Origin of the sequence: Vibrio nomapromontoriensis, from assembly GCF_050337205.1 — a bacterium.
GTDB lineage: Bacteria > Pseudomonadota > Gammaproteobacteria > Enterobacterales > Vibrionaceae > Vibrio > Vibrio nomapromontoriensis.
The window spans coordinates 396,087-408,705 of sequence record NZ_JAKJSS010000007.1; the positions used below are offsets into that span (position 1 = coordinate 396,087).

General features: G+C 45.1%; 11 protein-coding genes. 10 read left to right on the top strand and 1 reads right to left on the bottom strand.

Going from position 1 to position 12,619, the window contains the following annotated elements; genetic code table 11:
• Positions 1 to 217: 217 nt before the first annotated feature.
• From L4D05_RS05890 to L4D05_RS05930, 9 genes are all read left to right on the top strand, one after another.
• On the top strand, positions 218 to 1,147 hold the full coding sequence (locus L4D05_RS05890; RefSeq protein ID WP_428751052.1) for a 2-dehydropantoate 2-reductase: 930 nt from the start codon (positions 218 to 220) through the stop codon (positions 1,145 to 1,147).
• 160 nt (positions 1,148 to 1,307) lie between these two features.
• Positions 1,308 to 1,538 carry a glutaredoxin family protein gene (locus L4D05_RS05895; protein WP_250617161.1) on the top strand — a complete coding sequence of 77 codons (231 nt, stop codon included), beginning with the start codon at positions 1,308 to 1,310 and terminating at the stop codon, positions 1,536 to 1,538.
• A gap of 372 nt (positions 1,539 to 1,910) precedes the next feature.
• Positions 1,911 to 4,028 carry a transcriptional regulator NosR gene (nosR, locus tag L4D05_RS05900; protein ID WP_428751053.1) on the top strand — a complete coding sequence of 706 codons (2,118 nt, stop codon included), beginning with the start codon at positions 1,911 to 1,913 and terminating at the stop codon, positions 4,026 to 4,028.
• A 78-nt stretch (positions 4,029 to 4,106) separates the two neighbouring features.
• The gene (gene nosZ / locus L4D05_RS05905; RefSeq protein ID WP_428793318.1) at positions 4,107 to 5,999 is read left to right on the top strand and encodes a TAT-dependent nitrous-oxide reductase; all 1,893 of its coding nucleotides are present in this window, start codon (positions 4,107 to 4,109) and stop codon (positions 5,997 to 5,999) included.
• 75 nt (positions 6,000 to 6,074) lie between these two features.
• Complete coding sequence (locus L4D05_RS05910) at positions 6,075 to 7,400, top strand: nitrous oxide reductase family maturation protein NosD (protein ID WP_428793319.1); 1,326 nt, start codon at positions 6,075 to 6,077, stop codon at positions 7,398 to 7,400.
• Positions 7,397 to 8,335, top strand: a complete 939-nt coding sequence (locus L4D05_RS05915; RefSeq protein WP_428793320.1) for an ABC transporter ATP-binding protein — start codon at positions 7,397 to 7,399, stop codon at positions 8,333 to 8,335. Before L4D05_RS05910 ends, L4D05_RS05915 begins: the two co-directional genes overlap by 4 nt.
• Positions 8,332 to 9,150, top strand: coding sequence for an ABC transporter permease (locus L4D05_RS05920; protein ID WP_428751057.1), 819 nt, complete (start codon positions 8,332 to 8,334; stop codon positions 9,148 to 9,150). Before L4D05_RS05915 ends, L4D05_RS05920 begins: the two co-directional genes overlap by 4 nt.
• A gap of 104 nt (positions 9,151 to 9,254) precedes the next feature.
• Positions 9,255 to 9,740, top strand: a complete 486-nt coding sequence (locus L4D05_RS05925) for a nitrous oxide reductase accessory protein NosL (RefSeq protein WP_428793321.1) — start codon at positions 9,255 to 9,257, stop codon at positions 9,738 to 9,740.
• 246 nt (positions 9,741 to 9,986) lie between these two features.
• Positions 9,987 to 10,340, top strand: coding sequence for a DMT family transporter (locus L4D05_RS05930; RefSeq protein ID WP_265673220.1), 354 nt, complete (start codon positions 9,987 to 9,989; stop codon positions 10,338 to 10,340).
• A gap of 73 nt (positions 10,341 to 10,413) precedes the next feature.
• Here L4D05_RS05930 and L4D05_RS05935 read toward each other — a convergent pair whose 3' ends face one another.
• On the bottom strand, positions 10,414 to 11,283 hold the full coding sequence (locus L4D05_RS05935) for a LysR family transcriptional regulator (protein ID WP_428751059.1): 870 nt from the start codon (positions 11,281 to 11,283) through the stop codon (positions 10,414 to 10,416).
• A gap of 117 nt (positions 11,284 to 11,400) precedes the next feature.
• Between L4D05_RS05935 and L4D05_RS05940 the strand changes: the two genes are divergently transcribed.
• The gene (locus tag L4D05_RS05940; protein WP_428793322.1) at positions 11,401 to 12,603 is read left to right on the top strand and encodes an MFS transporter; all 1,203 of its coding nucleotides are present in this window, start codon (positions 11,401 to 11,403) and stop codon (positions 12,601 to 12,603) included.
• The last annotated feature ends 16 nt before the right edge of the window (positions 12,604 to 12,619 follow it).

Below are 12,619 nucleotides of genomic sequence, written 5' to 3' on the forward strand. Positions count from 1 at the left end.
AATAAATACCCGCAAATGATAAATTGCATATCATGGTGTAGCAATGGATTCCTTCTAAAACCGAGAACACGCGCTAAGTATCTGTATCATCATTATTAATATCAGAAACTTAAGGTAGCCGACAATTCACATTTTGCTACCAATGTTGCCTCCAAAGGTTCACTAATTCGTCAGTTCATGTACATTACTTGAATCAAGGTATAACGAGGATGTAGATATGACAAAGAAGGTGTTCGCGGTAATTGGGACTGGCGCTATTGGCGGCTACTATGGTGCAAGGCTGCATCACAGCGGACAAGAGGTGCATTTTCTTTTTAACTCTGATTTTGCGCATGTTCGTGAGCACGGTTTAACAGTTGATTCTCACTATGGCGACTTTTCGATTGCTCCCAACTCGCTGCATGCCTATTCAACAAGTGAAGCGATGCCGAAAGCCGATGTCATCTTGGTTGCCATCAAAACGACAAGCAACCAGCTGTTATCTAAGCTCATCGCACCAATAGCCAAACCCAATACGCTAGTAGTATTACTGCAAAACGGTATTGGCGCAGAACAAGAGCTATCTGAACAGCTCAACTTACCCTTTGTTGCTGGTGGGCTTTGCTTCATCTGTTCTAATAAGATTGGCCCTGGGCATATTCATCATATCGATTACGGCCGACTGACTCTGGGAGTGTATGGCGAAGAAGGGCTTATACCATTGGAAAATGTTGCGAGCGATTTTCGAGGCTGTGGCGTAGAAGTTGACGTAGAACAGCGCATTGTCGACGCGCGTTGGAAAAAACTGCTGTGGAATGTGCCATTCAATGGACTGTCCGCCGTATTATCTGCCGATACCAAGCAAATCATGCAATGCCCCGAACTTGTCTCTTTAGCAAAAGAAGTCATGCAAGAAGTCCAAACGGCAGCAAAGGCATTAGGAACAGACCTGCCATCCTCTTTAATTGATACCATGCTTAGCAATACGGCGGCGATGAAGCCTTACCACACGAGTATGCTGCTCGATCTAAAGAACCAAAGAGCATTAGAACTGCAATACATGTACAAAAATGTATTAGAGCTCGCAGGTTCTCATGATATCGGCATGCCGAAAACAGCAACGTTATATCAACAACTGTGTTTTATCGACCCGGCAACAAACACTTAACGCACTGTCACACATCATCTAAACGAGTCAATTTCACTCATAAACAACGAAAAGACCAATTTAGTCACTCTACTCACCTGCTCATCGTTAGCAGGCGAGTGGTAATTTCCACCAATTATCGATAAACTGCGCCCGTCAAAACCCGCTTTAGAGTAATGCTATGAAACGTTTAGTCCTGTATGTCGCTGACAAATGCCCTCACTGTAAAGATGCCCAACGCTATTTGGATAGTAAAGGCTACAAATATCGTCTGACTAACGCAAAAATGCAAAGAGGACGCAAAGAGCTACAAGCAATGGGGGCTCGCTCTATTCCTGTGCTAAAGATTGGCGATCAAGTCATGGTTGGCTGGAATCAAAAAAACTTCGAGCGCATGTACAATTCGAACTAAGCCGTCGCGCTGTATATAAGTAATAGCGCTCCATAACCATTCCTTTGCTCTAGTCAAGCAAAGGAAAATGGATCAAATAGCATTCAGCGTTTCACGCCTCAGTTACTCATCCTTAACCTCTTCCTTCTAATCTCTAATTCCGCTTACACTTATAGGTCAAAATGACCTACTAAAAATCAATAATATTTCGTTACAACTCTGTGATCGCGAGCAACCCTTGTACTATTGATAGCTTGCATTGTATTTAAACTTGATACAAATCAAAAACACCCCATTAACAAGACTCTACTCTAACGCCTCACACCTGCCCGTCTCATCGTATTTATCTCGATGATTGTTCGGTCTGGCAATATGGATAGAAAGGGAGCGCTTATGCTGAGAATTGCCACAAAAATTCTAGTGTGTCAGGTGTTCGCTCTACTGTTTATTAGCGTGCCCAGCTACGCACTATTTGTCAGCCCTCCCAAAGATCCTATTCCGCTCATCGAACAAGCCTTCCCTACCCAGACATCCATTTCAGATAAGCTCGGCGATCCTCTAGTAAGAACCATCAAACATAATGAGGACGTTCTCGGCTATGCCTTTGAAACTAATGACATTGCAAGCATACCTGCCTACTCAGGTGAGCCTGTTAACATGCTAGTGATTATGGATCCTGAAGGCACCTATCTCGCCTCCAAAGTTCTTGAGCACCATGAACCGATCATTTTAGCCGGAATACCCGAAAGCAAATTATGGGGATTTAGCGATCAGTATGTCGGACTGTCAGTGAAAGACCGGATTAAAGTGGGCGGTAAGGTAAACGAAAACTACATCCCTATTGACGGTTTATCAGGTGCTACGGTCACAGTCATGGTCATGAATGTCGCCATTACAAAAGCAGCGACCAAGGTGGCCGAGTCTTTGGGCATCGTTAAACCGAGCAGCAATATCATTCAACCAAAATCAACCATAAAAAAAGAACTATTTGAGCAGAAAAACTGGTTGGAATTAACCGGGGATGGCTCCATTCGTAAATTATTGATACGAAAAGGAGCCGTTCAAGACGCGTTTACCGATACCGCAGCAGAAAACATTGATCGCGTAGCAACCAGCGAGAGCGATCAGCCTTTTGCTGAAATCTATTACGCACAAGCCGACATCCCTACCATTGGCAAGAACCTATTCGGCGAGCAAGAGTACCAATGGCTAGTTAACGATCTTCAAGTCGATGAACATCTTATTGCTATTTTTGGCAATGGTTACTCTTACAAAGGCTCTGGCTATGTGAGGGGTGGTATCTTCGACCGAATCCAAGTCCACCAAAGCGACAATGAAATCTCTTTTCGAGATCTAGACCATAATCGAATCCTCGACCTATATATCTCAGGTGCCCCACGATTTCATGAAATGTCGGTATTTAAAGTACAAGCGCACCATGAATTTGACCCCGGTGCCGACTGGCAAATTGAATTGCTTGTGCGCCGCCAACTTGGCGCGGTGGATAGCGTTTTTACTAGCTTTAAAGGCGACTATAGCCCTCTACCACAATACGTAGACACACCAGCGCCGATCATATTGCAACCCGAGCTTTCCTTAACTCAGCAAGTGTGGCAAGAAAACCAAGTAAAAGTAGTGCTGCTTTCTCTTCTCATTGTGACCTTACTGCTTATTCTATTCTTCCAAGATCTCTTAGTACGCCATCCGACTTTCATGCACCGCCTACGCCACGGTTTTTTAATTATTACCGTTGTTTTCATAGGCTGGGTCTGGGGCGGACAACTTTCCGTCGTCAATGTTTTCACTTTCCTCAACGCGCTAATGACACAATTTTCGTGGGATCTTTTCCTACTCGACCCAATAATTTTCATGCTGTGGTGCGCAGCGGCAGTGACCATTCTAATGTGGGGACGCGCAGTCTATTGCGGCTGGTTATGCCCTTTTGGCGCGCTGCAAGAGTTGATCAATCAAAGTGCGAGAGCGTTTAAAATCCCACAATTCGAATTGCCATGGGCAGTTCATGAACGACTATGGGCGATCAAATACCTTATTCTTCTCGGCCTATTTGCTCTGTCTCTTGACTCACTAGCACTCGCTGAACAGTTCGCAGAGATCGAGCCTTTCAAAACCACATTCTTGCTCAAGTTCGACCGGGAATGGCCTTTCATCCTGTGGGCAGTGTTTTTGCTGTCTCTTAACTTATTTAACCGCAAAACCTTCTGCCGCTACTTGTGCCCATTGGGCGCTGCACTTTCCGTATCCAACAGTATTCGTCTTTTCGACTGGTTAAAAAGACGCCCTGAATGCGGCTCTCCATGCAAAATTTGCGCAAAAGAATGTGAAATTCAAGCAATCCATCCGAACGGGGTTATTAACATGCGTGAATGTCACTACTGCTTAGATTGCCAAATCACCTATTCCAACGATGGAAAATGCCCACCATTAAAAAAACAGGCATATAAAAAACGGAAACAGAGCGACGCTGATATCCCAGTAACACAAATACCGTAATGGATAACGAGGCAATGACGGACGTGCCGCATTGCAACACTACGTATCAGCCCTACATACGAAGAATGGAGACTCAACATGAGCGATGACAAAAAGACCCTCACCCCGGACAATATGCCCGTCGATACCGAGCGAAGAAAGTTCTTTGGTAAAACTGCTGCCATCGGGTTAGGCGTCGCAGCTGCGCCAATGTCGGCCGCCATGTTTGCCTCAATGGCAAAAGCGCAGGCAGCCGAGTCAGGTAACAGCCCTTATGTTGAGCCGGGTGAGATGGATGAATACTATGGATTTTGGAGTGGTGGTCACTCGGGCGAGGTACGAATCCTAGGCATCCCATCAATGCGTGAATTAATGCGTATTCCAGTCTTCAACGCAGATAGTGCAACGGGCTGGGGATTTACTGACGAAAGTAAACGAATCAAAGGTGACAGCGCCCATATTCTATCCGGTGATTCCCATCACCCTCATATGAGTATGACCGACGGTCGCTATAACGGTAAATACGTGTTTATCAATGATAAAGCAAACTCACGCGTTGCCCGTATCCGCTGTGACGTCATGAAAGTGGATAAGATGATCACTATTCCTAACGTACAAGCCATCCATGGTCTTCGAGTCCAAAAAGTACCGGAAACCAAATACGTTATTTGTAACAGTGAATTTGAAATTCCAATGAACAATGATGGCAAGGCGACGCTAGAAGACGTCAGCACTTACCGTTCACTGTTTAACGTAATTGATGCAGAAAAAATGGAAGTGGTCTTTCAAGTCATGGTTGATGGCAACCTAGACAACACCGATGCAGACTATGATGGTAAATACTTCGCTTCAACGTGTTACAACTCAGAAATGGGCATGAGTCTGGGTGAGATGATTACGGCAGAACGTGACCATGTAGTGGTCTTTAGTCTGGCACGTTGTGAAGCCGCATTAAAAGCCGGTAAATTTAAAACCTACAACAACAATGACATTCCAGTACTCGATGGCCGTAAAGGATCTGACCTTACTCGCTATATTCCTGTTCCAAAATCGCCACACGGAATGAACACCTCTCCTGACGGCAAGTATTTCATTGCTAACGGTAAACTGTCCCCTACTGTTTCGGTTATTGCCACAGCAAAACTTGATGATCTCTTCAATGACAAAATCCAGCCAAGAGACACCATTGTCGCAGAGCCGGAACTTGGTCTTGGTCCTTTGCATACAGCATTTGATAACCGTGGATTTGCGTATACTACGTTGTTCCTAGATAGCCAGATTGCCAAATGGAATGTAGAAGAAGCCATCCAAGCGTACAACGGAGAAAAGGTAAACTACATCAAACAGAAAATTGATGTGCATTACCAACCAGGACATAACAGCACCTCTAGTGGCGAAACTCGTGACGCTGACGGAAAATGGCTGGTCTCACTCTGTAAGTTTTCTAAAGACCGCTTCTTACCTGTTGGACCACTGCGTGCCGAAAACGATCAGCTAATCGATATCTCCGGTGACGAAATGAAACTGGTTCACGACGGACCTACGTTTGCAGAACCGCACGACGGTACCATCATTCACCGCAGTAAAGTGAAGCCAAGCAAACTTTGGTCACGTGATGATCCTATCTTTGCTGAAACCATTGAAATAGCCAAAAAAGACGGCGTCAACGTGATGACGGACAACAAGGTTATTCGAGACGGCAACAAAGTCCGAGTATATATGACCTCCATCGCACCAACTTTTGGCATGAACGATTTCAAAGTCAAACTCGGTGACACTGTGACCGTGGTCATTACTAACTTAGATACGATTGAAGACGTCAGCCACGGTTTCTGTATGACGAACCATGGCGTACAAATGGAAATCAGTCCTCAACAAACCTCATCTATCACGTTTGTTGCCGATAAACCTGGGGTGCAATGGTACTACTGTAACTGGTTCTGCCACGCCCTACATATGGAAATGCGAGGTCGAATGCTCGTCGAAGCGTAGACACTTCTGCGTATTGCTCCCTCCGCGATGATGGAGGGAGCACTCTTCTCCCACGACTTAATTAGGATAACGTCATTGAAGCACTTTTCTTGGCTACTCTTTGTTACTTTCCTCTATCACGGCATCGCCTTCGCCGCGGTAACGACAGTGAACCCAAGTGATGATTTACAACACGCACTCGATCGAGCCCAACAAGGTGACACCATTGTACTTGGGCAGGGGCGGTTTTACGGGAACTATGTGGTTTCTACACCGCTGATACTCACGAGCAAGGGCGACGCGATTATTGATGCACAAGGCACTGGCAATGCGATTACCCTTACCAATTCGAATATCGAGGTTTCCAACTTATATATCGTAAATTGGGGACAAGATCTTACCGAGCAAAATGCGGGCATCTACTCAGATACCACAGCAGAGCAGCTAACTATCACTAACAATAGACTTGAAGGTGATGGGTTTGGCATGTGGATTCAGCGCGCTCAAAACATTACCATTAACGACAACACGATTATTGGCAACACCGAATTGCGCTCTTCCGACCGAGGTAATGGCATACAGCTTTCAACCGTCAAATATGCTTACGTTAGTAACAATACCATTTCTCAAACTCGTGATGGTCTCTACATCATATCGAGCCAGGATTGTGAGCTTCGCAATAACACCATGTATAACCTCCGTTATGGCATTCATTACATGTACTCACACAGTAATCGCGTCATAGGAAACACCGCTTACAACACACGTGCAGGCTATGCTTTAATGAGTTCGAAACACCTTCAAGTCATGGGTAATATTAGCCGTGACAATGAAGACTACGGCATGCTAATGAACTTCATCACCCACTCCACCATTAGCTATAACCAAATAAACAATATTTGGACGAAGCCAGAGAATAAAGTGGTGGGTCGCGAAGGCAAAGGTCTCTTTGTCTACAATTCTGGATACAACGAAATTAGCCACAACACCATAGATACCGCTGAAATTGGCATTCACCTCACTGCGGGCTCTGAAAATGTCAAAGTCACTGGTAATAGCTTCATCAATAATCCGATTCAAGTTAAGTATGTTTCAAATCAAGCGCAAGAATGGAGCATTAACGGCAAAGGGAACTATTGGAGTAACTATCTAGGATGGGATCTCAATAATAGCTCAACGGGCGATACCCCATTCGAGCCTAACGATGGCATTGATAAAGTGGTATGGAAATACCCAGAATCTAAAGTACTGCTCGATAGCCCTACTATTTTGATGCTGCGCTGGATTCAAAAACAATTCCCAGTATTAAAACCATCGGGAGTGAAGGATTCCTACCCACTCATGTCACCGCCCAATCACTCGGAAAAACGCGAGCAACTACTGGCTCCAACAGCATCACAATTACAGGGGAGTCACTCATGAATCAGGCTATCGTTCAACTCGATAATGTGAGCAAGCAATACAAAAATGTCTGTGCGGTTGATGCGCTGAGTTTCTCCATTATGCCCGGCGAGGTATTGGGGTTATTTGGTCACAATGGCGCGGGCAAAACCACGACCATGAAACTCATTTTAGGCGTCACACAAGCATCGCAAGGGAGCGTATCCGTCTTTGGCATGAATCCAAGCAGTCAACAAGCATGGCAAGGACGCAAACAAATTGGCTATTTGCCTGAAAATGTCAGCTTTTACGAGCAGCTAACCGGGCTCGAAGTCCTCACCTATTTTGCTCGTTTAAAATCGGCGCCCAAGCAACAGATCACCGATTTACTCAACCAAGTGGGTCTGTCCCATGCACTACACCGACAAGTCAAAACTTACTCAAAAGGCATGCGACAGCGTCTCGGTTTAGCACAGGCTTTTCTTGGTAAACCGAAACTACTGCTTCTCGATGAGCCCACAGTTGGACTCGACCCAATTGCCACTCAGGAATTTTATCAAAGTGTCGACACATTAAAAAAAGAAGGGGCAAGCATCATACTCTGCTCTCATGTACTACCGGGTGTCGAGCAACATATCGATCGAGCGATGATCTTATCTCAAGGTCGCTCAATCACCATCGGTACTTTGGATGAGCTGAGGTCACAAGCACAGCTACCGACAAAAATAAAAACCAGTGGGCTGAATGGTGCAATCTATAGCAACAGCAAACTCGCGGAGTTCGCGATTTCAAATGATCAACTCTCTGTTCCCAAAGAAGACAAAATGCGAGTGCTCAAAGAGTTACTCGCACATGAATCGTTGAGTGATATTCAAATGGAACCCGCTAACCTAGAGCAGATTTACCAACACTTTCTCGGGTTAACACCAAGCACCAGTCAGGACAAATTCACTAAGCCGCAGGAGAACACACTATGAACCCTATTTTTGCTGTCGCGCTTAAAGAGTTTCAAGACGGATTGCGAAACCGCTGGTTAGTGTCCATCACTCTGGTCTTTGCCTTGTTATCGATTGGTATTAGCTATTATGGAAGCGTCGCCTCTGGTCAACTGGCAACACCATCGCTATCTTCCACCATTGCTAGCCTCTCTAGTCTATCCGTGTTCATTATTCCGTTAATCGCGCTGCTACTTTGCTATGACAGCTTTGTTGGCGAGCAAGAGTCTGGCACCTTACTATTATTGATGACCTACCCTGTGAGTCATGCGCAATTGCTGTTCGGTAAATTTATCGGACAGGGAGGAATCATTACACTCGCAACGGTACTAGGTTTTGGTTCTGCAGGCGTTTTGTTAAGTCTTACCACACCAATTCAAGCCATTTGGGGGGCGTTTACTCTATTTATTATCACCTCTAGCTTACTCGGTTTATGCTTCGTTGCACTGGCGTATCTCATTAGCCTTATGGTGTCTGAAAAATCCAAAGCGGCCGGGGCTGCATTACTCACTTGGCTATTTTTTGTTTTGGTTTTTGATCTTGTGCTGCTTGGCGTACTGATTGGCGGATATGAATTACTCGACCAACAGACGCTCGTACAGATCATGTTGCTCAACCCTGCCGATCTTTTCAGGCTCATCAATCTTTCCGCCCTTAATCAAACCGATGTAAATGGCGTACTCGCCGTAGCAATAAACAGCAGCCTATCAACGCAGAGCCTGATTTTCGCCTTGTTCGCTTGGATCTTATTGCCCTTAAGCGTGTCACTTTTCATTTTTAGACGTAAGCACTTATAGCAATAACAGACGCATGCAACACAATAATAATCACGACAATAATCATCACAATACCGATATACCTTGAATGACTCAAATCTCCAAAAGACAAAGGACGACTACTAATGAATATCATTAAATCACTGATTATCCCTATTTTCGCCTTGCTCCTCTTTGGCTGCGGAGAGTCGGAACAACAGCAAGTTATTCGGCAAGCCCAAGCTATCGAAAGCGCCGACGAATGCCATCTATGTGGCATGGTCATCACCAATTACCCCGGACCAAAAGGGCAAGCCTATCAAAAAGGCAGCGACACAACGGTTCGCTTCTGCTCCACCAAAGATATGTTTAGCTATATTTTACAGCCAGATAACCAGCGCCAGATCGAACAGGTCTTTGTCCATGACATGAGTAAAACGCCCTGGCAGAAACCAGAAAATGAGTATTTTATTGACGGCAAAACAGCGTGGTATGTCATTGGTTCGAATCAAACCGGAGCAATGGGCAAGACATTGGCAAGTTTTAGCCAAGAGTCTGATGCCAAGGCATTTTCAACGGAATTTGGCGGCGAAGTCTATCGCTTTGACGATATCACTCTCGACAAGCTGTAACGGACACACTGCATCGGCTTCACGTTAACTTTTCGGCTATTTCATCTAGCCGCTATCAAGGCAAATCCGTCCGGTCTGGAAAGAGAACCGCTACTCCTTCCAGACGAGTGATAATACGTAGCTAGATTATTGCAATGCCGTAATAATCAATTACGCTTTCCGTACTTCCAAATCAATATTTTTTAATTATACTTCGCGCCACAGAATACGAGTTGTTTCGTGTTCATCTATGCGGCGTGTTGCTATATGTTCCAACTACTTGTTTCGTTGCCCCCAGCCATTGCACTTTCTATTGCCATTGTAGCTGAGGTGATTGCCACTTCATTCATTCCAAAAACACAACAATTCACCAAGTTATCACCCAGTATTATTGTGCTCATTGGTTACGGTATCGCTTTCTTTTTACTGTCCGTTACGGTCAAAACCATGCCCGTTGGCGTAGTGTACGCGATTTGGAGTGGTGCCGGTATCGTGTTAGTCGCCACCGTTAGCTACTTTGTTTACGGTCAAAAACTCGATTTACCAGCATTAGTCGGCATTGGGTTTATTCTTGCCGGAGTTCTTATCGTGAACTTATTGTCAAAAACCGTTGGTCACTAAATACGCGCTTTCATTGGGAACCATAGAAAAGACAAGGTCGGATAGACTGCGCCTGCCTTGTCTCATTGCACACTTACGTGTGATTTTTAATGTATTCCATAAACGCTCTATCAGCGCGAGACAAATAGCCATCTTTACGCCATGCTAACGCAAGATCGACAAAAACAGGTGGATCAAACGAGACACCGCGCGTTTTGGGTTCGTGCTCCGTTACCAATTCTAATAAAGCGGTGATAGCAAAGTCTTGCTTTACTATGCTTAAAATCATCGGCAGTAAGTTCGTTTCGTAAGAAAACTGAGCTTCTACCCCTCTTCTTTGACACTCTTCATCAATAAAATCCCGGTGAAAATAACCCGGCTTGAACATCACCAACTCTTCTTGAAAGAACGCGTCAAAGGTTAATGTGTCTTGCGACGCAAAAGGATGGTGTTCGCTCATTACCGCAACCATCTCTGAACGGTAAATGGGGTCGACATCTAAGTCATCCGGTACATCGGTGTTGCGAATAACGCCTAAATCAATCTCCCCTGCCAGTAGCATTTTACGAATATCTTGCGTGCCCGCTTCAACCACTGTCATTTTTAAGTTGGGGTACCTTGATTTAAACGCCATGATGATTTTTGGGAAAAAATAGCTCCCCATCATGCTTGGAGTGCCTAAACGCACCTCCCCTTTCAGCAAGCCTTTCAGCTCATCAATGGCCAATGTCGCGTCGTCGACTTGCTGCAATATTTTTTGGGCGTGCGGCTTCAGCGCCCGCCCTTCCTGAGTCAACACCACCTGCTTGTCGATCCGGGAAAATAGCTGAACACCCAATTGTTGTTCAAATTTTTTAATTGAGATACTTAACGCAGGTTGAGCAATGTTTACCTTCTTTGCTGCTCGGGTAAAGTTTTGCTCTCGAGCCACCGCGAGGAAATGTTTGAGCTGTCGAATATCCATATAAACAAAATATATTATAGTGATATTTTTAATATATTTTATTTATTACCACTCAGGTGATAATTTCGTCACATTGCTGCATTTTAGTCGGCATTTAGAAACCAAATGAGGTGATTTGTGATTGAACGACATTCAGCAGAATATAGTAAAGTGACTTGGGGACTTTCACTCGGTTCATTTCTGGTATTTTGTAACCTATATGTCTTTCAACCAATCCTGCCCCAACTCTCACAGCATTTTGCGGTTTCTGAAACCGAAATCAATTGGGTCTTTGCCGCTGCAACGTTAGCACTTTCCCTTTCATTGGTGCCATGGGCAATCAGTTCAGAGAGCTTGGGACGACGCGCGGTCATGTTAACTGGGCTATTTCTACTGCCTGTCATTGGCGCATTAATGCTACTTACGACAAGCTTATTATCGCTTGTTATGCTGCGCGCGTTAATGGGGTTTGCTTTAGCCGCATTTGCCTCTGTTGCTGTCGCCTATATGGTTGAGGAGCTCTCTAGCGAAGCATTTAACAATGCGATTGGCGGTTACATTGCAGCCAATTCTTTGGGGGGAATCGCCGGCCGTATCGCAGGAGGCGTATTAACCGATATGTTTGATTGGCAAACCGCTGTCATTGTTATCGCTTGCTTTACCTTTGTATGCGTCTTAATAGTGGCATGGCTGCTTCCGCAACAAAAACACTTTAAACCCACTAGAGGCATGTTCCGCCACCACAACCGAGCTTTAGTGATGCATCTCTCCAATCGCAATATATGGCTTGCCATGCTGATTGGCGGGGTAAATTTTGCTTTGTTTGTTAACCTATATTCAGTCATGGGGTTTAGGCTAGTCAGTGAGCCTCACAACCTGCCCATCGCAATGGCGGCACTGATTTTTCTTTGCTACCTCGCTGGTACACTAAGCTCCAAATGGAGTGGTATTTGGAGTCGTCACTTTCCCCCTATCACCGGAATGGCACTCGGTGCGACCATTAGCCTATGTGGGATGCTCATTGCCATTGTCGACACCATTCCAGCAATGGTTGTTGGGTTACTATTCATTAGTGGCGGCGCTTTCTTTACGCATACCTTAGCCTATGCATGGGTAAGCCAAAAAGCGCAACAGGCCAAAGCGACCGCAACTGCATTATATTTGGTGCACTATTACATAGGCGGCAGTTTAGGGGGATTCTTTCTACTTTATTGCTGGCAACACTCTCAATGGCTCGGGGTCGTAGAAGGAGGGGGAATATTATACTTACTGCTATTCGCTCTTTGTTGGAAGCTAAAACTTGTCAGCGAGTCTGTGCTAGTCGTCAACTCTCCCGCTTAACGGTTATTTTGAGCGA

Coding starts and splice junctions, on each gene's coding strand:
- nosZ (WP_428793318.1), top strand. CDS start 4,107: ATGAGCGATGACAAAAAGACCCTCACCCCGGACAATATGCCCGTCGAT.
- L4D05_RS05890 (WP_428751052.1), top strand. CDS start 218: ATGACAAAGAAGGTGTTCGCGGTAATTGGGACTGGCGCTATTGGCGGC.
- L4D05_RS05930 (WP_265673220.1), top strand. CDS start 9,987: ATGTTCCAACTACTTGTTTCGTTGCCCCCAGCCATTGCACTTTCTATT.
- L4D05_RS05895 (WP_250617161.1), top strand. CDS start 1,308: ATGAAACGTTTAGTCCTGTATGTCGCTGACAAATGCCCTCACTGTAAA.
- L4D05_RS05935 (WP_428751059.1), bottom strand. CDS start 11,283: ATGGATATTCGACAGCTCAAACATTTCCTCGCGGTGGCTCGAGAGCAA.
- nosR (WP_428751053.1), top strand. CDS start 1,911: ATGCTGAGAATTGCCACAAAAATTCTAGTGTGTCAGGTGTTCGCTCTA.
- L4D05_RS05920 (WP_428751057.1), top strand. CDS start 8,332: ATGAACCCTATTTTTGCTGTCGCGCTTAAAGAGTTTCAAGACGGATTG.
- L4D05_RS05925 (WP_428793321.1), top strand. CDS start 9,255: ATGAATATCATTAAATCACTGATTATCCCTATTTTCGCCTTGCTCCTC.
- L4D05_RS05915 (WP_428793320.1), top strand. CDS start 7,397: ATGAATCAGGCTATCGTTCAACTCGATAATGTGAGCAAGCAATACAAA.